Raw genomic sequence first — 24,545 nt, forward strand, 5'->3', positions numbered from 1 at the left:
GACATTTTCAATATTGGTGATTAAGGTTTTATTTCCGAATTAAAGAGCGTGATATCTGTATTTAACACCGCCGATATAAATACGTTTCCTTCATGATTTCTGGAGATGCAATGAAGATAATTACTTGCTACAAATGCGTACCTGATGAGCAGGATATTGCGATTAATAATGCTGACGGAACACTCGATTTCAGCAAAGCGGATAGCAAAATCAGCCAATATGATCTGAATGCAATTGAAGCTGCTTGCCAGTTAAAACAGCAGTTGGGAGACGCTCAGGTTGTCGCCATGAGCGTTGGCGGCAAAGCGCTGACTAATGCAAAAGGGCGCAAAGATGTCCTCTCTCGTGGCCCTGATGAACTGATTGTGGTCATTGACGATCAATTTGAGCAGGCGCTGCCGCAACACACCGCTACCGCGCTGGCCGCCGCGGCGCAAAAATCAGGTTTCGATCTACTTATCTGCGGCGACGGTTCTTCCGATCTTTATGCTCAGCAGGTTGGTTTGCTGGTGGGCGAAGCGCTGAACATTCCGGCGATTAACGGCGTGAGTAAAATCCTCTCTCTTACCGACAGCACATTGACAGTAGAACGCGAACTGGAAGATGAAGTTGAAACGCTGAGCATCCCGCTCCCGGCGGTGATCGCGGTTTCCACCGACATTAACACCCCACAAATCCCTTCGATGAAAGCCATTCTTGGCGCGGCGAAAAAACCGGTTCAGGTCTGGTCGCCTGCGGATATCGGGCTGAACAGCGTACCCGCGTATTCCGCACAACAGGTTGCCGCACCGAAGCAGCGCGAGCGTCAGCGTGTGGTGATTGAAGGTGACGGTGAAGAACAAATCGCCGCGTTTGTCGAGAATCTGCGCAAAATCATTTAATTATCAGGGGATGTTATGAACAAATTTTCCAATGTCTGGGTATTCAGCGATACCCCTTCTCGTCTGCCCGAACTGATGAGTGGCGCGCAGGCTGTAGGTGAAAAAGTTAACGCGTTCGTACTGAACGAAGCAGACAGCGCGACAGCATGTCATTTGGGCGCGGATCATGTCTGGCTGCTCAGCGGCAAACCAGAAGACCGCATGATCGAAGACTACGCTGCTGCGATGGCTGAGACTATTCGTCAGCATAGCGAGGGCGGCGCGGTGCTGCTGCCGAATACGCGTCGGGGCAAGCTGTTGGCGGCAAAGCTGGGCTATCGCTTGTCGGCTGCGGTTTCCAATGACGCCAGCGACGTCTCCCTGCAGGATGGAAAAGCGGCGGTTAAACATATGGTCTACGGCGGTCTGGCGATAGGGGCAGAAACCATCGCTTCGCCGTTTGCCGTGATCACACTCAGCAGCGGAACGTTTGACGCACAACAACCGGACACTTCTCGCAGCGGCGAGATGCACACCGTGCAGTGGCAGGCTCCGGCCACTGCCGTGACCCGCACCGCAACCCAGGCGCGTCAGAGCAACAGCGTTGACCTCGACAAAGCGCGTCTGGTGGTCAGCGTGGGACGCGGCATCGGCAGCAAAGAGAATATCTCGCTGGCCGAAGCGCTGTGCCAGACCATCGGCGCCGAGCTGGCCTGTTCCCGCCCGGTGGCGGAAAACGAGAAGTGGATGGAGCACGAGCGCTACGTCGGTATCTCCAACCTGATGCTCAAACCTGAACTGTATCTGGCAGTGGGGATCTCCGGGCAGATCCAACACATGGTCGGCGCCAACGGCGCGCAGACGATTTTCGCCATCAACAAAGATAAAAACGCGCCAATCTTCCAGTATGCGGATTTTGGCATCGTTGGCGATGCGCTGAAGATCCTGCCTGCGCTGACGGCTGCCTTAGCGCGATAAACCATTTCGGGCAGGATGCGAAGGTATCCTGCCGCTGACAGGAGTACGTATGTCCGAAGATATCTTTGATGCCATCATCGTGGGTGCAGGTCTGGCCGGTTCGGTTGCGGCGCTGGTGCTTGCTCGCGAAGGTGCACAGGTGCTGGTTATCGAGCGCGGCAATTCTGCTGGCGCGAAGAATGTCACCGGTGGGCGTTTGTATGCACATAGCCTGGAACGCATCATTCCCGGCTTTGCGGATCAGGCCCCCATTGAACGCATGATCACCCACGAAAAACTCGCCTTTATGACCGACAACGGGGCGATGACTATCGACTACTGCAATGGTGAAGATGCTTCAGCGTCGCAGGTTTCCTATTCCGTCTTACGCAGTAAATTTGACGCCTGGCTGATGGAGCAGGCCGAAGAGGCGGGGGCGCAACTGATCACCGGTATTCGCGTCGATAACGTTGTTCAGCGTGATGGCAAAGTCGTGGGCGTGGAAGCCGATGGCGATATTCTGGAAGCCAAAGTCGTAATCCTCGCTGACGGGGTGAATTCTCTGCTGGCTGAAAAGCTGGGCATGGCCAAGCGTGTTGAGGCATCACATGTTGCTGTCGGCGTGAAGGAACTGATCGAATTGCCGAAGTCGGTCATTGAAGATCGTTTCCAGTTACAGGGCAACGAAGGTGCCGCCTGTCTGTTTGCCGGAGCGCCGACCGATGGTCTGATGGGCGGTGGCTTCCTGTATACGAATGAAACAACCCTTTCCCTGGGGCTGGTCTGCGGTCTTCATCATCTGAAAGACGCGAAAAAATCGGTCCCGCAAATGCTGGAAGATTTCAAACAGCATCCGGCAGTTGCGCCGCTGATCGCCGGTGGCAAGCTGGTGGAATATGCCGCACACGTTGTACCCGAGGCGGGAATGAATATGCAGCCTGAACTGGTGGGCGATGGCGTACTGATTGCCGGGGATGCTGCCGGCATGTGTATGAACCTCGGCTTTACCATCCGGGGTATGGATCTCGCCATATCCGCAGGCGAAGCGGCGGCGAAGACGGTGCTTTCGGCGATGAAGCGCGACGATTTTAGCAAGCAGTCGCTGGATGAATACCGTCAACATCTGGACGAAGGTCCGATGCGCGATATGCGCATGTATCAGAAACTGCCAGCTTTTCTTGATAATCCCCGCATGTTTACCGCCTATCCCGAAATGGCGGTCAATATCGCGCGCGACCTGTTCACCGTGGATGGCTCCGCGCCGGTGCCCATGCGTAAAAAAATCCTGCGCCATGCGAAGAAAGTGGGCTTCATCAACCTGATGAAAGATGGCCTGAAAGGAGTGACCGTATTATGACATCTCCCGTTAATGTGGACGTCAAACTGGGCGTCAATAAGTTCAATGTGGATGAAGACAGCCCGCACATCATTCTCAAAACCGATCCTGATAAACAGGCGCTGGAGGTGCTGATTAAGGCCTGTCCGGCGGGACTGTATAAAAAGCAGGACGACGGCAGTGTTCGTTTTGATTACGCCGGGTGCCTGGAGTGCGGAACGTGCCGGATCCTCGGCCTTGATACGGCGCTGGAAAAATGGGAATACCCGCGCGGGACGTTTGGCGTGGAGTTCCGCTACGGCTAATAAGTACGAAGTTGTGCCCCCGTAGGCCGGATAAGATGCGGTAGCGTCACCATCCGGCAATCATGTGGCGCCAATGCCGGATGGCGGCGGAAACGCCTTATCCGGCCTACAGATGCGCTTTGCCCGTGTTGACACAGGACATCACCATGCAGCAGCCCAGGAACTTTGATGACCTTAAATTCTCCTCCATTCATCGCAGAATTATGCTGTGGGGAAGCGGCGGCCCGTTCCTTGATGGCTACGTGCTGGTGATCATTGGCGTGGCGCTGGAACAACTGACGCCGCTATTGCACCTTGATGCTGAATGGATTGGCGCGCTCGGCGCGGCTACGCTTGCCGGACTGTTTATCGGCACCTCGTTGTTTGGCTATATTTGCGATAAAGTCGGGCGGCGTAAAATGTTCCTGCTTGATATTATCGCTATCGGCATTATCTCCGTGGCGACCATGTTTGTTTCCACGCCGCTTGAATTACTGGTGATGCGCGTTTTAATTGGCATTGTTATCGGCGCGGATTACCCTATCGCTACTTCCATGATTACGGAGTTTTCCAACACCCGCCAGCGCGCGTTCTCCATCGGTTTTATCGCCGCGATGTGGTACGTCGGCGCGACCTGCGCCAACCTGGTGGGCTACTGGCTGTATGACATGGAAGGCGGCTGGCGTTGGATGCTTGGCAGCGCCTTTATCCCGTGCTTAATCATTTTGATTGGCCGCTTTGACCTGCCGGAATCGCCACGCTGGCTATTGCGAAAAGGACGGGTAAAAGAGTGCGAACAAATGATGATCAAACTGTTCGGCGAACCGGTCTGCTTTGACGATGAGCCGCCGCAGGAGACCCGCTTCCTGCAGTTGTTTAACCGCCGTCATTTTCCGTTTGTACTGTTCGTTGCGGCTATCTGGACTTGTCAGGTAATCCCGATGTTCGCTATCTATACCTTTGGGCCGCAGATCGTCGGGTTACTCGGCTGGGAGCAGGGGCGCAACGCGGCGCTCGGCAATGTGGTGATTAGCCTCTTTTTTATGCTGGGCTGTATACCGGCGATGTTCTGGCTAAACAGTATTGGCCGTCGCCCTCTGCTTATTGGCAGCTTCGCCATGATGACTATCGCGCTGGCGCTGCTGGGGCTGGTGTCAAATCTGGGCATCATACTGGTCGTGGTGGCGTTTGCGGTATACGCCTTCTTTTCCGGCGGACCGGGCATACTGCAATGGCTTTATCCTAATGAACTCTTCCCGACGGATATTCGCGCTTCGGCCGTGGGGGTTATCATGTCGTTAAGCCGCATCGGAACCATTGTCTCCACCTGGGCATTACCGATTTTTATTACTCGTTACGGTATTAATAACGTCATGCTGATTGGCGCGTTGATTTCGTTAGTCGGGTTTGGCGTATCGGTGATGTTTGCCCCGGAAACTCGCGGCTTGACGCTAACACAGACCGGAAACATGACTTTGCGCGGAACGCCATCAGATAACCCTCGTTAAGAGTGTTCTGCATTTCTCCCTGCTTTTCGCCAATAACGCTACAGTTAACAGTCACATGCTAAAACAACTGAAAAGCAGGGAGAACACCATGCAAAAACGTCTTATGACCGCACTGTTTACCGCAGCAACACTATTCACCGTCGCAGGATGCTCTTCTAACCAGGCGGTTGAAACCACGGATGGCAAAACTATTGTCACCGACGGGAAACCCGAGGTCGATAACGACACCGGTATGGTGTCTTACAAAAACGCCGCCACCGGGAAAACCGAACAGATTAACCGCGATCAGCTGAAAAATATGAGCGAGCTGGATAATTAATTCAATTTTTTCTGGTTAGCCGCTCAATAATATTCTCTCTTTATGCGCATCCATTTATTCCCATGCGAATAAACGGATGCCTGAACAGGCAGGGACGCCGGAAAACGTCGAAATACGTTAGACCATTCGCCCGTGTTCCCGCTTTCCCCACCGCGCTGTCCGCTTACATGAGGTTACACTCATCGACATTTCTCTGAACAGCGGCTCAACATTTCCCGGAAAAAAACATATCGCAGGGCATTTATCCTTATGATTAGGTATAAATGATGAGGTATAAGGAACAGGAGTCTGTAATGAAACTGAAACTAATACCTTTTTATTTTCTCGCGCTATTTTCTGCCGCCTCCGGGGCTACGGAGATAAACGCCTGCAAAGACCTGATCGGAACATGGAAAACCACGGCAGATAACCCGCCTTATACCATGACAATATTGCCGCCAGTAGAAGGCTGCGGGGAAAAATGTGTGAAACTGAACGTGCAGTATGAACTTGACGTGACTCACCGCAACGCGCTTTATTGCCATGAGGGACAAGAGGGGGTAAAAGGGCAGGGACCCATGGTGATAGCATTTGAAGGGGCGTATGGTGGACACGCTATTGGAACCTATAACCGACAGCTGCAATTACTTTGGGCTGGCGTAATACCGAAAAATAAAAAGGGGAAATGGATAACGAAAATGGAAAATTACTGGTTCAGGCAGGTAAAAGCGCACTAAATATTACCTTAAAACAGCCCGCAAAACCGTCTTATTCACGAAGGGCTTACTGCCTGCGCGCGCACATTCCAACGGCTTGCCTGCCCCGGATGAACTGTTGATAAAAAAGAGGGCCAGCATCTGTTTCCAGACGGCCCTGAGTGGATTGTGACGTAACATGGCACCTTGCTGGCGCTCTCTTATTATTTCATGCCTGTGCCCTCGTTATGGCGCAATCAGAGCTTTATTTCGTCGCATCGTTATAAACTTCGGCAACGGCTTCAAAATTCGGACCATGCTCACGTGCAGCGATAATATGATAATATTTTCCGCCTTTCGCATCGGCTAATTCTGACAGTTTTTCGCGTAGATCAGAGGGTGAGGAAATCTGCCCGCCACTCTGGGACACATTTATGGTGCCGACCTTAACCAGTTTGAAGTGGCTGATTTCTTGTTTAGAGACCTGCTCTGCCGCAAGTGTGCTGAATGAAGCAACCGTTGCCAGTAATGCGGCGGCAATAATGCGTTTTTTCATAGTTCTGTTCCTGTTGCATTGATGATAAGGTTTGCGCAATATCAGTAATCCGTAACGAAATTATTTATCCCCTTCATACTTCAGGTTGCTTATGGGTTGGCTACGGATTACTCGGCCCACCCATGGGCCTCGCCCTGACGGGCCGTCGCACGCGACGTTCAAATCTGCTCCCGGCAAATTTGTCGCTCACCTCAGTCACATAATTATCTATGCTCCTGGGGACTCACTCCCTTGCCGCCTTTAAGCAACTCGAATTATTTTGGGTAATAACCTCGGTTGATTATCTGAAAATAGCCTTATTTGGTGTGACCGTCTTATATCTTGTAATAGTCACCTCTTTATGTTGTTGTCAATGTAAAATAATGCACTGCCAGCTAAAAAGAAACTTAACCCCCTGTAAATAATAGTTTTTATATTATTTCTTTTAATGGCGTAATTTTTATTGAATCACGCGGCAATACGCTAGTTTTATTCATAAGCAACATAACAGAATTGAGTTATGTTTTAATTTCCCAGAGTGATATTACCGGTTGTATGTCTATGGTTGCGCGGCCTGTTACTGATAGTGTTTCTTTCGGGGCGATTTTATTGTAGCGGCATAGGGTAATCACCGTAGTTGAAGGGAAAAGGCACGAACACAGAGCTATAGAGTATGTTTAATAATGTATTTTTTTATGAAGTAATGTCTGCAGTTGTATCTCTAAAATAAAAACAATGAACTTTTCATCTAAATAATTTTTCAATGAATTATGCTCATTTATTAATATATTTCTAATTTGAAATACAAATCAATTTATAACACATATTCTTACCCGGAAGGCATTGATACATATCCACGCTTCCTCGTACAGTAATAAATGAATATGTGATAAAGTTACTGACTACAGGTATAATAATATGAGTAATAAAAAAAATCTGTCCGCAGAAGAGACGGATCTTACGCGTAGGAAACTGTTAACCAGCGCCGGTATTCTTGCCGCCGGCGGTATGCTATCCGGCGCGGTAAAAGCTGATGAAAAATGTGCCGTCAAGGCGAAACCGGCGTGGGATAAACCGTTTACCGGCGAAATCCCGGAAAAATTGCCAGAAGGATATAATATTCTGTTAGTCGTGACCGACCAGGAGCGTTTTTTTCCTACGTTTCCTTTCCCGGTACCCGGCAGAGAGCGGCTCATGAAAACGGGGGTGACATTCTGTAATCATCAGAATACCAGTAATGTCTGTACGCCTTCCCGCTCCGTATTGTATACCGGCTTACATATGCCCCAGACAAAGATGTTTGATAATCTGGGATTACCCTGGATGCCTTATGACCTTGACCCCGCTCTTGGAACCACAGGCCATATGATGCGGGAACTGGGATACTATACGGCCTATAAAGGTAAGTGGCATCTTACAGAAAAACTGGAGAAGCCTTTGCCTGACGAAAAAGATGAGGATATTGATGTCGGGGATATTCCTGAACCAGAATTACATAAAATTATGGAAAAATATGGTTTTGCTGACTATCACGGCATCGGCGATATTATAGGCCATAGTAAAGGCGGCTATTTTTATGATTCAACCACCACGGCTCAGACTATAAATTGGTTAAGATGCAAGGGGCAGCCCTTGAATGACCAACACAAGCCCTGGTTCCTGGCCGTTAACCTCGTTAATCCTCATGACGTCATGTTTATTGATACCGATAAAGAGGGAGAAAAGGTACAGTGGCGTGGCGAGTTGGATCAGGATGATAATACCCTGGCGCCCACGCAGCCGCCGGAAAACGAGCTTTATCAGGCAAGCTGGCCGAACTATCCGCTGCCGGCAAACAGGCATCAATCATTCAATGAGCTGGGAAGACCGCCGGCGCATCTTGAATACCAGACGGCGCGCGCTGCGCTGGAAGGGCAGTTTCCTGATGAAGATCGTCGTTGGCGTAAACTGCTTGACTACTATTTCAACTGTATCCGCGATTGTGATACTCACCTTGACCGGATATTAAATGAACTGGATGCCCTCAAGTTAACTGATAAAACGATTGTTGTATTTACTGCCGATCATGGCGAATTAGGCGGAAGCCATCAGATGCACGGTAAAGGCGCTTCCGTTTATAAAGAACAGATCCATGTACCGATGATTATTTCCCACCCGGCGTACCCCGGTAATAAGAAATGTCAGGCATTGACCTGTCATCTTGATATCGCGCCGACATTAGTTGGACTGACCGGTTTGCCGGAAGAAAAACAGCACCAGGCGTTAGGCAACCGCAAAGGCGTTAATTTTAGCGGATTGCTAAAAAACCCGGAGGGCGTTGCGGTTAATGCGGTGAGAAATGCCAGCTTATATTGCTATGGCATGATCTTGTATACCGATGCCCATTATCTCCACCGCGTTATCGCGCTACAAAGAGATAAACAAAAAACGGTGGCGCAAATCAAGCAGGAAATATCCCATTTGCATCCTGATTTTAGCCATCGTTCAGGGACGCGGATGATTAACGATGGTCGTTATAAGTTTGCGAGTTATTTCTCGCTAAGGGAGCATAATACGCCGGAAACCTGGGAGGATCTTATTAAGTACAACGATCTTGAACTTTACGATCTTAAAAATGATCCCGATGAGAACCATAACCTTGCTGCTGATAAACAGAAATATCAGGATCTCATTCTTACGATGAATGAAAAACTGAATAAAATTATCAAAGACGAAATTGGCGTGGATGACGGCAGTTTTATGCCGGATGCGGCCCGTGAGCCGTGGGATCTTACTATTGAGCAGTTTAACCGCATGGCGAAAGATTAAGAGCCTGGCCCATTAGGCTATTTTATTCGCCATTTTGGGTCCGGGCAGTGCTCAAAATCCTCACGTACTACGTGTACGCTCCGGTTTCTGCGCGCTGGTCGGCCCCAAACTGGCTTCAACAATTACGCCTACTGGGCCAGGCTCTAAGTACCTGACCCATTAGGTTAATTTATGCGTCGGCGATCTGGCATCCAGCGTGTCTGGAGGTTCAGATGCTGTTGGCGCTGCGCTTATTGGGCCTGTGTCATCATGTAATGGATTGATATTATAGTCATTACAGGCAAATTTAGCGCAGCGCCGCCCGACAAGAAGGCCTTAAACCGATTTGTCAGCGATTTAAGGCTGCTATCATCACCGACCTTTCCACACCGGATCGCGCTTTTCCACAAACGCCTGCGGCCCTTCGAGGGCATCTTCCGGGGGCAGGATGGCGTCAACTCCTTGCTGGCGTTAATTCAATTTTTTCTGATTAGCCGCTCAATAATATTCACTATTAGCCTGGCGAATTTGTCACTACACTTTGTGATAAAAAACAGATCATCACAGGCTAATCATGATCCTCATTATTTATGCGCATCCGTATCCGCATCATTCTCATGCGAATAAGCGGATGCTTGAACAGGCAGGGACGCTGGAAAACGTCGAAATACGTTCGCTTTATCACCTCTATCCCGATTTCAATATTGACGTTGCCGCCGAACAGGAGGCGCTGTCGCGCGCGAGTCTTATCGTCTGGCAGCATCCGATGCAGTGGTATAGCGTCCCTCCTTTACTCAAATTATGGATGGATAAAGTCCTCACCCACGGCTGGGCTTACGGTCATGGCGGTACGGCATTGCACGGTAAACATCTGCTGTGGGCGGTAACGACCGGCGGTGGTGAAAACCATTTTACTATCGGTTCACATCCGGGATTTGACGTCCTTTCTCAGCCGCTACAGGCGACGGCGCTCTATTGCGGCCTCAAATGGCTGCCGCCGTTTGCCATGCACTGCACGTTCATTTGCGATGACGACACCTTACAGGCGCAGGCGCGTCAGTATAAACAGCGTTTACTGGCATGGCAGGAGGTGAATCATGGATAGCCATGCTCTACTGCAGGCGCTGATCTATCTTGGTTCGGCGGCGCTGATTGTGCCGATTGCGGTACGTTTGGGCTTAGGATCGGTGCTGGGGTATCTGATTGCGGGTTGCATTATCGGCCCCTGGGGGCTACGGCTGGTGACGGACGCCGAATCTATTCTGCATTTTGCGGAAATCGGCGTCGTGCTGATGTTGTTTGTTATTGGGCTTGAGCTGGACCCGCAACGGTTATGGAAGCTGCGCGCCTCGGTATTTGGCGGCGGCGCGTTACAGATGGTGGTCTGCGGCGGACTGATCGGTCTGTTCTGCATGTTTCTTGGCCTGCGTTGGCAGGTGGCGGAACTGATTGGTATGACGCTGGCGCTTTCGTCCACGGCTATCGCCATGCAGGCAATGAATGAGCGTAACCTGACCGTTTCACAAGTAGGGCGTAGCGCATTTGCAGTGCTCTTGTTCCAGGATATCGCGGCGATCCCGCTGGTGGCGATGATTCCGCTGCTGGCCGCCAGCGGCGCATCCACCACGCTTGGCGCGTTTGCGCTGTCGGCGTTGAAAGTCGCAGGCGCGTTGGCGCTGGTGGTGTTGCTGGGACGCTACGTTACGCGCCCGGCGCTGCGCTTTGTCGCGCGTTCTGGTTTGCGGGAAGTGTTCAGCGCCGTGGCGCTATTTCTGGTGTTTGGTTTCGGCCTGTTGCTGGAAGAGGTTGGGCTGTCAATGGCGATGGGCGCGTTTCTGGCGGGCGTTCTGCTGGCGAGTTCGGAATATCGTCATGCGCTGGAAAGCGATATTGAACCCTTTAAGGGGTTGCTGCTGGGGCTGTTCTTTATTGGCGTCGGCATGTCGATTGATTTCGGCACGCTGGTGGAGAATCCGCTGCGCATTCTGCTGTTGTTGGCCGGTTTTCTGGCAATCAAAATCGTCATGCTGTGGCTGGTCGCGAGGCCGCTGGGCGTACCGGCAAAACAGCGTCGCTGGTTTGCCGTCTTATTAGGCCAGGGAAGTGAGTTTGCGTTTGTGGTTTTTGGCGCGGCGCAAATGGCGGATGTACTTGAGCCGGAATGGGCAAAAGCGCTGACGCTGGCGGTCGCGCTGTCGATGGCGGCAACGCCGATTTTTCTGGTGCTGCTGACGCGCATGGAGAAGACCGCGACGGGGGAAGCGCGCGAGGCGGATGAAATCGACGAAGAGCAGCCGCGGGTTATTGTGGCCGGGTTTGGACGGTTTGGTCAGATAGCCGGGCGTTTGCTGCTGTCGAGCGGGGTGAAGATGGTGGTGCTCGATCACGACCCCGATCATATTGAAACGCTGCGTAAATTCGGCATGAAGGTTTTTTATGGCGACGCGACGCGTATGGATTTGCTGGAATCTGCCGGAGCGGCGAAGGCGGAGGTATTGATTAACGCCATTGACGATCCGCAAACCAATTTGCAACTGAGTGAACTGGTGAAGTCGCATTTCCCGCATCTGCAGATTATCGCCCGCGCCCGTGATGTCGATCATTACATTCGCCTGCGTCAGGCTGGTGTGGCGATGCCCGAACGTGAAACCTTCGAAGGCGCGCTCAAAAGCGGACGACAGGCGCTGGAAGCGCTGGGGCTGGGGCGTTATGAAGCCCGCGAGCGCGCGGATCTGTTCCGCCATTTTAATACCCGGATGGTGGAAGAGATGGCGAAAGGGGAAAACGATCCGTTATCTCGCGCCGCCGCCTATAAACGTACCAGCGCGATGTTGAGCGAAATTATTACCGAGGACCGGGAGCATCTGTCGTTGATTCAGCGCCACGGCTGGCAGGGAACGGCTGAGGGCAAACATTCCGGGGAGGCCGCTGATGAACCCGAGGTCAAACCGTCAATCTAAAGTAAAAAATGTGATGTTCTGCAAACTTTACTGCTAATTGGCTGTTTTTGAACTACTGTAATGCTGGCGCTCCACATCAAATGAGTGGCGTCGCCAGCAGAACGAAAAATTTTCGTGCTCATCCTCTTTTCGTCAGTCGACGAAAGATTGCGCTTTACGTATAGTGGCGGCAATTTTTTTTGTATCAGGAAATAATTAATGATCAGTCTGATTGCGGCGTTAGCGGTGGATCGCGTCATCGGTATGGAAAACGCCATGCCGTGGAACCTGCCTGCCGATCTCGCCTGGTTTAAACGTAACACGTTAAATAAACCTGTCGTCATGGGACGTCACACCTGGGAGTCCATCGGACGCCCCTTACCGGGACGTAAAAATATTGTTATCAGCAGCCAGCCAGGCACCGACGATCGCGTGCAGTGGGTGAAGTCTGTCGATGAGGCGATTGCCGCTTGCGGCGATGCGCCGGAAATTATGGTCATTGGCGGCGGGCGCGTGTACGAGCAGTTCCTGCCAAAGGCGCAGAAGCTTTATCTGACGCATATTGATGCGGAAGTCGAAGGCGATACCCATTTTCCGGATTATGAACCGGATGACTGGGAATCGGTATTCAGTGAGTTTCACGATGCCGACGAGCAGAATTCTCACAGCTATTGTTTCGAGATTCTGGAACGTCATTAACGCTGTAGTGCCGGATGGCGGCGAAACGCCTTATCCGGCCTACTCTTGAGCCAGATGTAGCCAGATGTAGGCCTGATAAGCGTAGCGCCATCAGGCATAAACCTATCAGGCGTTGACCGCTTCGCCTTCGCCCATATCCATCTGGCGGTTTGACGGCTGCACAAAATACTGTTTATCTTCCCAACGTAAACAGGTCAACTCCCCACCCCAGCAGCAGCCGGTATCCAGCGCGTAAATACCTTCTGGCGTCCCTTTCCCTTCCAGCGACGCCCAGTGCCCGAACGCAATACTGTAAGCCTCGCTCACCGGCCCCGGAATGGCGAACCACGGCTTCAGCGGCGCAGGGGCATTTTCCGGCGACGCTTTACTGTACATATCCAGTTGACCGTTAGGAAAGCAGTAACGCATACGGGTAAAAGCATTAGTAATAAAGCGTAGCCGCGCCAGACCGCTTAACTCCGGCGACCAGTTATTCGGCATATCGCCATACATCGCGTCGAGGAAAAACGGGTACGAGTCGCTCGACAGCACCGCTTCAACATCGCGGGCGCACTCTTTTGCCGTCTGCAAATCCCACTGCGGGGTAATACCCGCATGCGCCATGACCAGCTTTTTCTCTTCATCTACCTGCAACAGCGGCTGACGGCGTAACCAATTCAACAGCTCATCGGCGTCCGGCGCTTCAAGAAGCGGGGTCAGCCGGTCTTTAGGTTTGTTGCGGCTAATCCCGGCGAATACGGCCAACAGGTGTAAATCGTGATTCCCCAGCACCAAACGCACGCTATTGCCAAGTGATTTGACGTAGCGTAACACGTCCAGCGAACCGGGACCGCGGGCGACCAAATCGCCAGTCAGCCATAGAGTGTCTGTATCTGGCGTAAATTCCACTTGCTGTAATAAGGCGATCAGTTCGTCGTAGCAACCGTGAACGTCGCCGATGAGATAAGTTGCCATTGTTATAATTTTAGTGAATGAGTGTAGGGACGGCGAGTCGAAACACGGGAATGTCGATGGTAAAGGCGTCGCCATTTTCATCGATCATTTCGTAATGACCCTGCATGGTGCCCAGCGGCGTTTCAATTACCGCGCCGCTGGTGTACTGATACTCTTCGCCAGGCGCAATGCGCGGCTGGACGCCAACCACACCTTCGCCCTGGACTTCGGTTTCACGGCCATGACCATTGGTAATCAGCCAGTAGCGGCCCAATAGCTGCACTGGCGCCCGGCCCAGATTGCGGATGGTTACGGTATAGGCAAAAACGTAACGTTCATCGTCAGGTGAGGATTGCGCCTCAATGTAGACGCTTTGCACCTGAATACACACTCTGGGCGAATTGATCATGTTTAACTCTCCTTCAAAGGCGCGTTTTCCGACAGATAGTTGGCCATCTGGCAGTACTGCGCGACAGAGATATTTTCCGCGCGCATTGCCGGGTCAATACCCATTTCCGTCAATGTCTCAACGCTAAAAAGATTGCCGAGACTGTTACGGATCGTTTTACGGCGCTGGTTAAAGGCCTCGGTGGTAATACGGCTCAACACGCGAATATCTTTAACCGGGTAAGGCATTGTTGCGTGTGGAACCAGACGCACCACGGCGGAGTCCACTTTGGGCGGCGGCGTGAAGGCGGATGGCGGCACTTCAAGCACCGGGATCACCTGACAGTAATATTGCGCCATCACGCTTAAACGACCATACGCTTTGCTGTTCGGCCCTGCAACCAGACGATTTACCACTTCTTTTTGCAACATAAAGTGCATGTCGGCAATGGCATCAGTATAGCTAAAGAGATGGAACATCAGCGGGGTGGAGATATTATAGGGCAGATTGCCGAACACACGCAGCGGTTGGCCCAACTGCGCAGACAGTTCGCCAAAGTTCATGGTCATGGCGTCCTGCTGATAAATAGTCAGCTTCGGCCCTAAAAACGGATGGGTTTGCAAACGCGCCGCCAGATCGCGGTCAAGTTCAATGACCGTGAGCTTATCCAGTCGTTCGCCGACCGGCTCCGTCAGCGCCGCCAGACCGGGGCCGATTTCAACCATCGCCTGGCCTTTTTGCGGATTAATAGCAGAAACAATACTGTCGATCACAAACCGATCGTTGAGAAAGTTTTGCCCGAAGCGTTTACGGGCTAAATGGCCCTGATGGACTCGATTATTCATTGGGTATTAACAATCATTTTGATGGCGAGATTAAGCGCCGTAATAAAACTGCCGACATCCGCTTTTCCACGGCCCGCCAGTTCAAGCGCGGTGCCGTGGTCAACGGAGGTTCGAATAAAAGGTAGGCCGAGCGTAATATTCACTCCCCGACCGAATCCCTGGTATTTTAGCACGGGCAGGCCCTGATCGTGGTACATTGCCAGCACCGCGTCGGCATTATCGAGATATTTGGGCTGAAACAGCGTATCAGCAGGTAGCGGCCCGTTGAGTTTCATCCCCTGCGCCCGCAGCTCGTCGAGCACCGGAATGATGGTGTCTATCTCTTCCGTGCCCATATGACCGCCTTCGCCCGCGTGCGGATTCAGGCCACAGACAAGAATGCGCGGTTCGGCAATACCAAATTTGGTCCGCAAATCGTGATGCAAAATAGCAATCACTTCGTGCAAAAGCGCAGGGGTGATGGCGTCTGCAATCGCCCGTAGCGGCAGATGCGTGGTCGCCAGCGCCACGCGAAGTTCTTCGGTTGCCAGCATCATCACGACTTTTTTCGCCTGCGAACGCTCTTCGAAAAACTCGGTATGACCGGTAAACGGAATGCCTGCGTCGTTAATAACGCCTTTGTGCACGGGGCCTGTGATCAGCGCGGCAAATTCACCGTTCAGACAGCCATCACACGCTCGCGCCAGCGTCTCTACCACGTAGGGGCCATTTTCTACCGTCAACTGACCGGGGATGGCAGGCGCGCGCAGCGAGACCGGCAATAGGGTCAGCGTTCCCGCGGGCTGCGGCGCAGCGGGGACATCAGGCGAGTAAGGGAGAAGCGAGAGGGGCAGGCCGAGCATGGCGGCCCGCTCCGTCAGGAGCGCGCCGTCCGCACAGACGACCAGTTCAATCGGCCACGCGCGTTGCGCCAGTTGAACGACAAGATCGGGGCCAATCCCGGCGGGTTCGCCGGGAGTGATAACAACGCGTTGCGCACTGCTCATTAGTTACTCAAAATCTTAACGTAAGCGCTGGCGCGCTGTTCTTGCATCCAGGTCGCCGCTTCTTCTGAGAACTTACGGTTCATCAGCATACGATAAGCGCGATCTTTCTGCGCCGCATCGGTTTTGTCTACCTTACGCGTATCCAGCAATTCGATCAGATGCCAGCCGAAAGAGGAGTGTACCGGCGCGCTTATTTGGCCTTTATGCAGCTTCGTCAGCGCGTCGCGGAACGCCGGATCGAAAATATCTGGCGTAGCCCAACCCAAATCACCGCCCTGGTTAGCGGAGCCCGGGTCCTGAGAGTACTCTTTCGCCGCAGCGGCAAAGGTGGTTTTACCACTCTTAATGTCAGCCGCGATTTCTTCCAGCTTCAGGCGCGCCTGCTGATCGTTCATGATCGGCGACGGCTTAAGCAGAATGTGACGAGCGTGAACTTCGGTCACGGAGATACTCTGGCTCTGACCGCGCAGGTCATTTACTTTCAGAATGTGGAAGCCGACGCCGGAGCGAATCGGGCCGACAATGTCGCCTTTCTTCGCGGTGCTCAGCGCCTGGGCGAAAATCCCCGGCAGCTCCTGGATACGGCCCCAGCCCATCTGACCGCCTTTTAACGCCTGCTGGTCGGCAGAGTAGGTAATCGCCAGTTTGCCGAAATCTGCGCCGTTACGCGCTTCTTCAACAATGCTTTCCGCCTGGCGCTGTGCGTCGTTAACCTGCTCGGAGGTTGGGTTTTCCGGCAGAGCAATCAGGATATGGCTCAGGTTCAGCTCGGTGCTGGCGTCGTTTTGGGTGCCAATCTGTTTTGCCAGCGCGTCAACTTCTTGCGGCAAAACGGTGATACGGCGACGAACCTCGTTGTTGCGCACTTCAGAGATAATCATCTCTTTACGAATCTGGTTACGGTAGGTTGAATAGTTCAGTCCATCGTAAGCCAGACGGCTGCGCATCTGATCCATCGTCATATTGTTTTGTTTGGCGATGTTGGCGATGGCCTGATCCAACTGCTCATCCGTGATCTTCACCCCCATCTTCTGACCCATCTGCAGGATAATTTGATCCATAATCAAACGTTCCAGGATCTGGTGACGCAGCGTGGCGTCGTCCGGAAGCTGCTGACCTGCCTGACCCGCGTTGAGTTTGACTGATTGCATTAAGCCATCAACGTCGCTTTCCAGCACGACGCCATTATTGACGACGGCTGCGACTTTATCGACTACCTGGGGGGCAGCGAAACTGGTATTCGCGATCATGGCGATACCGAGAAGCAGCGTTTTCCAGTTCTTCATACTTTTTCCATTTCAATTAACCGCAATGCGGATTACGTTGTAAATCAATCAGATTACATAGAGCTTTGGTACGGCAGAATGTTCGAACGCAACATTTCTTGCGTGCCGAGGCCGTAGTTAGAGCTCAAACCGCGCAGCTCAATGTTGAAGCCAATCGCGTTATCATAAATCGCGTGTTGTTTATCGTTATCCCAACCGTTCAGCTTACGTTCGTATCCGACGCGGATCGCATAGCAGCAAGAGTTGTACTGCAAGCCGAGCATCTGGTCTGCAGGTTTGCTCGAATTGGTATCGAAGTAGTACGCGCCGACAATCGACCAGCGATCGGCAATCGGCCAACTTGCCACCGCGCCCACCTGGTTGATGCCGTTTTTATACTGCTCTGCCGTGGAATAATACGAAGGCAACGTAGCCTGAATATATTCCGGGCTGGCATAGCGGTAGTTCAACTGTACCAGACGATCCTGATCCCGACGGTATTCGAGGCTGCTGCTGCTGGTAGCGACGCTATCCAGACGGGTATCGTACTGCACTCCGCTACGCAGCCCCCAGCGTTCTGAAATACGCCAGTAAGTGTCGCCTGCCCAAACCAGCGAACCGGTTTTGTCGTCATTCTCCCATTTAATGTTGTCATCGCCGGTGCGAGACTCCGTGAAATAGTAGATTTGACCAACAGAAACGTTAAAACGTTCAACGGCGGCATCATCATAAATGCGTGTTGTGACGCCGGTCGTGACCTGGTTGGCGGAAGCAATACGGTCGAGACCGCCATAAGTGCGGTCGCGGAACAGGCCGTTATAGTCGGATTGCAGCAAAGAAGAATCGTAGTTATAGATGCCGCTCTGGTCGCGGTACGGCACATACAGGTACTGCACGCGTGGTTCCAGCGTCTGGGTATACCCCGGCGCCAGCATCGCCATATCGCGTTCGAAGATGAGCTTACCGTCGACTTTAAACTGCGGCATGACGCGGTTAACCGAATCTTCCAGCTTATTTTTATTGTTTGGATCGCTGTTATAGCTGTCCAGATTCGTTTGCTGATAGTGCGTCGCCATCAGCTTCGCTTCGGTGTTCAGGCTGCCCCAGCGGTTGGAGAGCGGCAAATTGATGGTTGGCTCCAGGTGGACGCGGGTTGCTTCCGGCATATTGTCTTTGGTGTTAACAAAGTGCACCGCCTGGCCGTAAATCCGGGTATCAAACGGGCCGAGATCGTTATGGTAGTAGTTAACGTCTAACTGCGGCTCCGCTGAATAGCTGCTGGTGTTTTGATCGTTAAAGACCTGGAATTGTTTGGTCGACACCGTAGCGTCAAAGTTTTGTACGGCGTAGCCGACGCTGAATTTCTGCGTTGCGTAGCCGTCGGTACTGGAACCGTACTTACTGTCGAAATCGTTAAAGTAGCTGGAGTCGCTGACTTTGGTGTAATCGACGTTAAAACGCCACACCTGATCCATCACGCCTGAGTGCTGCCAGTAGAATAACCAGCGGTGCTTATCGCCCTCTTTGGGGTGATCGTCCTCGTAGACTTTATCAGAAGGCAGATAATCTAATTCCATCACTCCCTCGCCTGCCTGCGTGAGATAACGGAATTCGTTCTCCCACATAATATTGCCGCGGCGGTGCATATAGTGCGGGGTGATGGTGGCGTCCATATTGGGCGCGATGTTCCAGTAATACGGTAAGTAGAACTCGAAATAGTTCTTGGTCGTGTATTTCGCGTTCGGGATCAGGAAACCTGAGCGACGCTTGTCACCGACGGGTAGCTGTAAATAGGGGCTATAAAAGATCGGAACCGGACCTACTTTAAACCGGGCGTTCCAGATCTCCGCAACCTGTTCTTCGCGGTCATGGATGACTTCACTCCCCACCACGCTCCAGGTATCGGAGCCAGGCAGACAGGAGGTAAAGCTGCCGTTTTCCAGAATGGTATAGCGGTTTTCGCCGCGCTGCTTCATGAGATCGGCTTTACCGCGCCCCTGACGGCCCACCATCTGGTAATCGCCTTCCCAGACGTTCGTGTCTTTGGTGTTCAGGTTCGCCCAGCCCTTCGGCCCTTTAAGGATGACCTGATTGTCATCATAATGCACATTACCCAGCGCATCGACGGTGCGTACAGGTTCCGGCTGACCTTCCGCCTGCTTCTGATGAAGCTGCACTTCATCCGCTTGCAGGCGGCTATTCCCCTGCATAATGTCCACGTTGCCGGTAAAAACGGCATCGTCCGGGTAGTTACCTTTAGCGTTATCGGCATTGATAGTAACCGGCAGATCGTTGGTATCGCCTTTTACCAGAGGACGATCGTAGCTCGGCACGCCCAACATACACTGTGAGGCGAGATCGGCTGCCAGCCCCTGATGACTATAAAGGGCGCTGGCGATCATGGTGGCCAGAAGAGTGGGAATACGTTTTTTCATACGTTGTATTTATTGTTCCATCATCGGTAGCGTTGCGCGTGACAAACGGTCACAGCCTAACTTACTCATCTTCGCTGCGCCAGTGTTAATCCTGCCGTTTAGCGTCTGTGGTGTTAGGCACGGCATTGAATGACAGGTATGATAATGCAAATTATAGGCGATGTCCCACAATTGACCGTAGCCTTCATTCGCAGAAAAGCACCTTATTTTGTGGGAGATAGCCTCACCGATAGCGTAACGTTTTGGGGAGTCTATGCAGTACTGGGGAAAGATAATTGGCGTCGCCGTAGCCCTGATGATGGGCGGCGGCTTTTGGGGCGTGGTCCTGGGTCTGCTGGTGGGCCATATGTTCGACAAAGCCCGCAGCCGAAAAATGGCGTGGTTTGCCAACCAGCGGGAACGGCAGGCGCTGTTTTTTGCCACCACCTTTGAGGTGATGGGCCACTTAACCAAATCAAAAGGACGGGTGACGGAAGCGGATATTCATATCGCCAGTCAGTTGATGGATCGTATGAATTTACACGGCGATTCACGTACTGCCGCGCAGAACGCCTTTCGGGTCGGAAAAGCGGATAATTACCCATTACGTGAAAAGATGCGGCAGTTTCGTAGCGTCTGCTTCGGGCGTTTTGATCTGATCCGGATGTTTCTGGAAATTCAGATCCAGGCGGCGTTTGCCGATGGCTCGCTACACCCTAATGAGCGGGAAGTGCTGTATGTGATTGCGGAAGAGTTAGGTATTTCCCGCGTACAGTTCGATCAGTTTCTGCGCATGATGCAGGGCGGCGCGCAGTTTGGCGGCGGTTATCATCAACAGTCCGGCGGCGGCTGGCAGCAGGCGCAGCGCGGCCCGACGCTGGAAGATGCCTGTAATGTGCTGGGGGTTAAAACCACCGACGATGCAACCACCATTAAACGCGCTTATCGCAAACTGATGAGCGAGCATCATCCGGACAAACTGGTCGCGAAAGGTTTACCGCCGGAAATGATGGAGATGGCGAAGCAAAAAGCGCAGGAAATTCAGAAAGCGTATGAGCTAATCAAAGAACAGAAAGGCTTCAAGTGATTGAATTGCCGGATGCGGCTAGCGCCTTATCCGGCCTACGTTAATGAATGTAGGCCGGGCAAGCGAAGCGCCCCGGCATAAATTGGCTCCGAATTTAAAAATCTGCCGGGACTTTAAACGTCATGTTGGTGCCGTAAGCGGGATGGGTAATGGTCAGCATTTCGGCGTGTAACTGCAAACGCGGCGCCAGTGACAACGCTTCCGGCGAGGCGTAAAACCGATCGCCTAAAATCGGGTGGCCTAACGCCAGCATATGCACACGAAGCTGATGCGAACGTCCGGTGATCGGCTTGAGCACCACGCGGGCGGTATTATCCGCCGCAAACTCCACCACGTTATATTCCGTTTGCGCCGGTTTGCCGGTTTCATAACACACTTTCTGCTTTGGCCGGTTCGGCCAGTCGCAGATGAGCGGTAAGTCGACCAGTCCTTCCGCCGGGGAGGGATGCCCCCATACGCGCGCCACATACTGCTTTTTCGGCTCACGTTCGCGGAACTGGCGTTTTAGCTCCCGCTCCGCGGCTTTGGTCAGCGCCACTACAATCACGCCGCTGGTGGCCATATCCAGACGATGCACCGATTCTGCCTGCGGGTAGTCGCGCTGGATACGCGTCATAATGCTGTCTTTGTGCGCTTCCAGACGCCCCGGCACGGACAACAGGCCGCTGGGCTTATTGACCACCATAATGTGCTCATCCTGATACAGGATAACCAGCCAGGGTTCCTGCGGCGGATTGTAGTTTTCCATCCCCATGTACGGCTCCGTTATTGGTGCGTGACGACGATAAGACGCAGCGCGTCCAGACGCCAGCCTGCCTGATTCAGGCTTTCCAGCACCTGCTGACGGTTGCTGTCGATAGCGGCAAGTTCGTCGTCGCGGATGTTCGGGTTGACGGCGCGCAGCGCTTCCAGACGCGACAGTTCCCCGGACAGTTTTTCATCCGCCTCGCGACGCGCGTTATCAATCAGCGCTCTGGCGGACTTTTCAATCTGCGTCTCGCCCAGTTGCAAAATGGCGTGGACGTCCTGTTGCACGGCGTTAACCAGTTTGCTGCCGGTGTGGCGATTCACGGCGCTGAGCTGACGGTTGAAGGTTTCAAACTCGACCTGGGCGGCCAGATTGTTGCCGTTTTTATCTAACAGCATACGTACCGGCGTCGGCGGCAGGAAGCGGTTCAGTTGTAGCTGTTTCGGCGCCTGCGCTTCCACGACGTAAACCAGTTCGACCAGCAGCGTGCCGACGGGCAGCGCTTTATTTTTCAACAGCGAAATGGTGCTGCTGCCGGTATCGCCGGAGAGGATCAGATCCAGTCCGTTACGGATGAGCGGATGTTCCCAGGTAATAAACTGCGCATCTTCGCGAGACAGGGCTACGTCACGTTCAAACGTGATAGTACAGCCGTCTTCCGGCAGGCCGGGGAAATCCGGCACCAACATGTGGTCGGACGGCGTCAGCACGATCAGGTTGTCGCCGCGATCGTCCTGGTTAATGCCGACGATATCGAACAGGTTCATGGCGAACGCGATCAGGTTGGTGTCGTCGTCCTGTTCTTCAATGCTTTGTGCAAGCTGTTGGGCTTTTTCACCACCGTTGGAGTGGATCTCCAGCAGGCGGTCGCGGCCCTGTTCTAACTGGGCTTTTAGCGCTTCATGTTGTTCGCGGCAGGATTTGATCAGATCGTCAAACCCGTCGGTTTCTTCAGGCGCGGCCAGATAGTTAATCAGACTGGCGTAGGCTGAATCATAAATCGCGCGACCGGTTGGGCAGGTGTGCTCAAAGGCGTCCAGCCCTTCGTGATACCAGCGAACCAGCACCGACTGGGCGGTTTTTTCCAGGTACGGGACGTGGATCTGGATATCATGCGCCTGGCCGATACGATCCAGACGACCAATACGCTGTTCCAGCAGATCCGGGTTAAACGGCAAGTCGAACATCACCAGATTGCTGGCAAACTGGAAGTTACGTCCTTCGGAGCCGATTTCGGAACATAACAGCACCTGCGCGCCGGTATCTTCTTCGGCGAACCAGGCGGCGGCGCGGTCGCGTTCGATAATCGACATGCCCTCATGGAACACGGCGGCGCGGATGCCTTCGCGTTCGCGCAGCACCTGTTCCAGCTGTAACGCGGTGGTCGCCTTGGCGCAGATCACCAGCACTTTTTGCGAACGATGGCTGGTCAGATAGCCCATTAGCCACTCAACGCGTGGGTCGAAGTTCCACCAGGTGCCGGTATCGCCTTCGAACTCCTGATAAATTTGTTCCGGATAGAGCATATCGCGGGCGCGATCTTCCGCGCTTTTACGCGCGCCCATAATGCCGGAGACCTTAATGGCGGTCTGATACTGGGTCGGCAGCGGCAGTTTTACCGTATGCAGTTCACGTTTCGGGAACCCCTTGACGCCGTTACGGGTGTTGCGGAACAGAACGCGGCTGGTGCCGTGGCGATCCATCAGCATCGACACCAGCTCATCACGGGCGGCCTGCGCGTCGTCGCGATCGCTATTAGCGGCCTGCAACAGCGGTTCAATATCCTGTTCGCCGATCAGATCGCCCAGCCTGTTCAGTTCGTCGTTGCTGAGTTTATTGCCCGCCAGCAGCATGGCCACCGCATCGGCGACAGGACGGTAGTTTTTCTGTTCTTCGACAAACTGTTCGAAATCGTGGAAACGGTTCGGATCGAGCAGGCGCAGACGGGCGAAATGGCTTTCCATCCCCAGCTGTTCTGGCGTGGCGGTCAGCAGCAGCACGCCCGGTACGCGTTCAGCTAACTGTTCAATGGCCATATATTCACGGCTCGGCGCATCGGTACTCCACACCAGATGATGCGCTTCGTCGACCACCAGCAAATCCCACTCGGCGTCGCACAAATGTTCCAGACGCTGCTTATTACGGCGGGCGAAATCCAGCGAACAGATCACCAGTTGTTCGGTTTCAAACGGGTTATACGCGTCGTGCTGCGCTTCGGTATAGCGTTCGTCATCGAACAGCGCGAAGCGCAGGTTGAAACGGCGCAGCATTTCTACCAGCCACTGGTGTTGCAGGGTTTCCGGAACAATGATCAATACGCGTTCCGCCGCGCCGGATAATAACTGTTGATGCAGAATCATCCCGGCTTCAATGGTTTTACCTAAGCCCACTTCATCCGCCAGCAGTACGCGCGGCGCGTGGCGACGACCCACATCATGAGCGATATTAAGCTGATGCGGGATCAGGTTGGTCCGCTGGCCGCGCAGGCCGCTGTATGGCATCCGGTACTGCTCGCTCTGAAATTTACGGGCGCGATAGCGCAGCGCGAACCGATCCATTCGATCGATTTGACCGGCGAACAGACGATCCTGGGGCTTACTGAAAACCAACTTGCTGTCGAGCAGAACCTCGCGCAACGTCACATTGGTCTCTTCGGTATCCAGGCGGGTGCCGACATAAACAAGCAGGCCATTTTCTTCTTTTACTTCATCGATATGTAGCTGCCAGCCTTCATGGCTTGTAATCGTATCGCCAGGGTTGAACATGACGCGGGTCACGGGAGAATCACTGCGCGCATACAGGCGGTTTTCCCCCGTGGACGGGAAAAGTAAGGTGACGGTTCGCGCATCCATCGCAACAACGGTTCCAAGTCCCAGCTCGCTTTCTGTATCGCTGATCCAGCGTTGACCAAGTGTAAAAGGCATATGTGTTCGGCTCTATATCTTTAATTGCAGGCATTACTCGCCATTCCCAGGCGACAG

The 24,545-nt window shown here is 53.0% G+C and carries 21 protein-coding genes and 1 pseudogene; 12 read left to right on the forward strand and 10 right to left on the reverse strand.

All coding sequences use genetic code 11. The features are described 5' to 3' along the window. Window positions 1-110 precede the first annotated feature (110 nt). The 7 genes from J4728_RS22160 to J4728_RS22190 all read left to right on the forward strand — a co-directional run bounded on the left by J4728_RS22160 (window position 111) and on the right by J4728_RS22190 (window position 5,980). Window positions 111-881 carry an electron transfer flavoprotein FixA gene (locus J4728_RS22160; protein WP_000692185.1) on the forward strand — a complete coding sequence of 257 codons (771 nt, stop codon included), beginning with the start codon at window positions 111-113 and terminating at the stop codon, window positions 879-881. Window positions 882-896: 15 nt separating this feature from the next. Then, entirely contained in the window at window positions 897-1,838 is a 942-nt protein-coding gene (locus J4728_RS22165) for an electron transfer flavoprotein subunit alpha/FixB family protein (protein ID WP_061375648.1), read from the forward strand. Window positions 1,839-1,887: 49 nt separating this feature from the next. Continuing rightward, window positions 1,888-3,174: an FAD-dependent oxidoreductase gene (locus J4728_RS22170; RefSeq protein WP_001287770.1), complete on the forward strand. Its 1,287-nt coding sequence runs from the start codon at window positions 1,888-1,890 to the stop codon at window positions 3,172-3,174. After that, window positions 3,171-3,458, forward strand: a complete 288-nt coding sequence (gene fixX, locus J4728_RS22175) for a ferredoxin-like protein FixX (RefSeq protein WP_000203736.1) — start codon at window positions 3,171-3,173, stop codon at window positions 3,456-3,458. The genes J4728_RS22170 and fixX overlap by 4 nt, the downstream gene beginning before the upstream one ends. 146 nt (window positions 3,459-3,604) lie before the next feature. Continuing rightward, on the forward strand, window positions 3,605-4,945 hold the full coding sequence (locus J4728_RS22180) for an MFS transporter (RefSeq protein WP_208212415.1): 1,341 nt from the start codon (window positions 3,605-3,607) through the stop codon (window positions 4,943-4,945). Window positions 4,946-5,033: 88 nt separating this feature from the next. Beyond that, the gene (locus J4728_RS22185) at window positions 5,034-5,264 is read left to right on the forward strand and encodes a YgdI/YgdR family lipoprotein (protein WP_001172089.1); all 231 of its coding nucleotides are present in this window, start codon (window positions 5,034-5,036) and stop codon (window positions 5,262-5,264) included. Between the two features lie 299 nt (window positions 5,265-5,563). Then, window positions 5,564-5,980: a hypothetical protein gene (locus J4728_RS22190; RefSeq protein ID WP_161460226.1), complete on the forward strand. Its 417-nt coding sequence runs from the start codon at window positions 5,564-5,566 to the stop codon at window positions 5,978-5,980. A 223-nt stretch (window positions 5,981-6,203) separates the two neighbouring features. Here J4728_RS22190 and srfN read toward each other — a convergent pair whose 3' ends face one another. Continuing rightward, entirely contained in the window at window positions 6,204-6,494 is a 291-nt protein-coding gene (gene srfN, locus J4728_RS22195) for a DUF1471 family virulence protein SrfN (RefSeq protein WP_000745961.1), read from the reverse strand. A gap of 897 nt (window positions 6,495-7,391) precedes the next feature. On the opposite strand from srfN, the gene J4728_RS22200 reads away from it, so the two are divergent. Then, a complete protein-coding gene (locus J4728_RS22200) occupies window positions 7,392-9,281 on the forward strand; it encodes a sulfatase-like hydrolase/transferase (protein ID WP_208212417.1) in 1,890 nt (629 codons plus the stop codon). 351 nt (window positions 9,282-9,632) lie between these two features. On the opposite strand, the pseudogene J4728_RS24345 reads toward J4728_RS22200, so the two are convergent. Continuing rightward, window positions 9,633-9,713: pseudogene (locus J4728_RS24345) on the reverse strand (hypothetical protein); the annotation flags it as partial. 121 nt (window positions 9,714-9,834) lie between these two features. Here J4728_RS24345 and kefF point away from each other — a divergent pair. The 3 genes from kefF to folA all read left to right on the forward strand — a co-directional run bounded on the left by kefF (window position 9,835) and on the right by folA (window position 12,898). Beyond that, the gene (gene kefF / locus J4728_RS22205; protein ID WP_000600710.1) at window positions 9,835-10,365 is read left to right on the forward strand and encodes a glutathione-regulated potassium-efflux system oxidoreductase KefF; all 531 of its coding nucleotides are present in this window, start codon (window positions 9,835-9,837) and stop codon (window positions 10,363-10,365) included. Next, window positions 10,358-12,220 (forward strand): glutathione-regulated potassium-efflux system protein KefC, encoded by a 1,863-nt coding sequence (gene kefC / locus J4728_RS22210; protein ID WP_208212419.1) that lies wholly within the window; start codon window positions 10,358-10,360, stop codon window positions 12,218-12,220. The genes kefF and kefC overlap by 8 nt, the downstream gene beginning before the upstream one ends. Window positions 12,221-12,418: 198 nt before the next feature. Continuing rightward, window positions 12,419-12,898 (forward strand): type 3 dihydrofolate reductase, encoded by a 480-nt coding sequence (gene folA / locus J4728_RS22215; RefSeq protein ID WP_208212421.1) that lies wholly within the window; start codon window positions 12,419-12,421, stop codon window positions 12,896-12,898. Window positions 12,899-13,003: 105 nt separating this feature from the next. Here the strand turns inward: folA and apaH are convergent, their stop codons facing one another. Genes apaH through lptD form a run of 6 tightly spaced genes read right to left on the reverse strand, consistent with a single transcriptional unit; the run spans window position 13,004 to window position 19,750 of the window. Next, the gene (apaH, locus tag J4728_RS22220; RefSeq protein WP_000257211.1) at window positions 13,004-13,852 is read right to left on the reverse strand and encodes a bis(5'-nucleosyl)-tetraphosphatase (symmetrical) ApaH; all 849 of its coding nucleotides are present in this window, start codon (window positions 13,850-13,852) and stop codon (window positions 13,004-13,006) included. A 10-nt stretch (window positions 13,853-13,862) separates the two neighbouring features. Continuing rightward, window positions 13,863-14,240, reverse strand: a complete 378-nt coding sequence (apaG, locus tag J4728_RS22225; RefSeq protein WP_000610894.1) for a Co2+/Mg2+ efflux protein ApaG — start codon at window positions 14,238-14,240, stop codon at window positions 13,863-13,865. A gap of 2 nt (window positions 14,241-14,242) precedes the next feature. After that, entirely contained in the window at window positions 14,243-15,064 is an 822-nt protein-coding gene (rsmA, locus tag J4728_RS22230) for a 16S rRNA (adenine(1518)-N(6)/adenine(1519)-N(6))-dimethyltransferase RsmA (RefSeq protein ID WP_001065397.1), read from the reverse strand. Further along, window positions 15,061-16,050 carry a 4-hydroxythreonine-4-phosphate dehydrogenase PdxA gene (pdxA, locus tag J4728_RS22235; RefSeq protein ID WP_000093001.1) on the reverse strand — a complete coding sequence of 330 codons (990 nt, stop codon included), beginning with the start codon at window positions 16,048-16,050 and terminating at the stop codon, window positions 15,061-15,063. Before pdxA ends, rsmA begins: the two co-directional genes overlap by 4 nt. Continuing rightward, window positions 16,050-17,336: a peptidylprolyl isomerase SurA gene (gene surA, locus J4728_RS22240; RefSeq protein ID WP_000800482.1), complete on the reverse strand. Its 1,287-nt coding sequence runs from the start codon at window positions 17,334-17,336 to the stop codon at window positions 16,050-16,052. The genes pdxA and surA overlap by 1 nt, the downstream gene beginning before the upstream one ends. Before the next feature lie 53 nt (window positions 17,337-17,389). After that, window positions 17,390-19,750, reverse strand: coding sequence for an LPS assembly protein LptD (lptD, locus tag J4728_RS22245; RefSeq protein ID WP_000746127.1), 2,361 nt, complete (start codon window positions 19,748-19,750; stop codon window positions 17,390-17,392). 253 nt (window positions 19,751-20,003) lie between these two features. On the opposite strand from lptD, the gene djlA reads away from it, so the two are divergent. Beyond that, a complete protein-coding gene (gene djlA / locus J4728_RS22250; RefSeq protein WP_001200595.1) occupies window positions 20,004-20,816 on the forward strand; it encodes a co-chaperone DjlA in 813 nt (270 codons plus the stop codon). A 94-nt stretch (window positions 20,817-20,910) separates the two neighbouring features. Here djlA and rluA read toward each other — a convergent pair whose 3' ends face one another. After that, the gene (rluA, locus tag J4728_RS22255) at window positions 20,911-21,570 is read right to left on the reverse strand and encodes a bifunctional tRNA pseudouridine(32) synthase/23S rRNA pseudouridine(746) synthase RluA (protein ID WP_000525197.1); all 660 of its coding nucleotides are present in this window, start codon (window positions 21,568-21,570) and stop codon (window positions 20,911-20,913) included. 11 nt (window positions 21,571-21,581) lie between these two features. Continuing rightward, window positions 21,582-24,488: an RNA polymerase-associated protein RapA gene (gene rapA / locus J4728_RS22260; RefSeq protein ID WP_001116966.1), complete on the reverse strand. Its 2,907-nt coding sequence runs from the start codon at window positions 24,486-24,488 to the stop codon at window positions 21,582-21,584. Between the last annotated feature and the right edge of the window lie 57 nt (window positions 24,489-24,545).

The organism is Salmonella sp. 32070601201500089SM (genome assembly GCF_017573605.1).
In the GTDB taxonomy this organism is placed as follows: Bacteria; Pseudomonadota; Gammaproteobacteria; order Enterobacterales; family Enterobacteriaceae; genus Salmonella; species Salmonella enterica.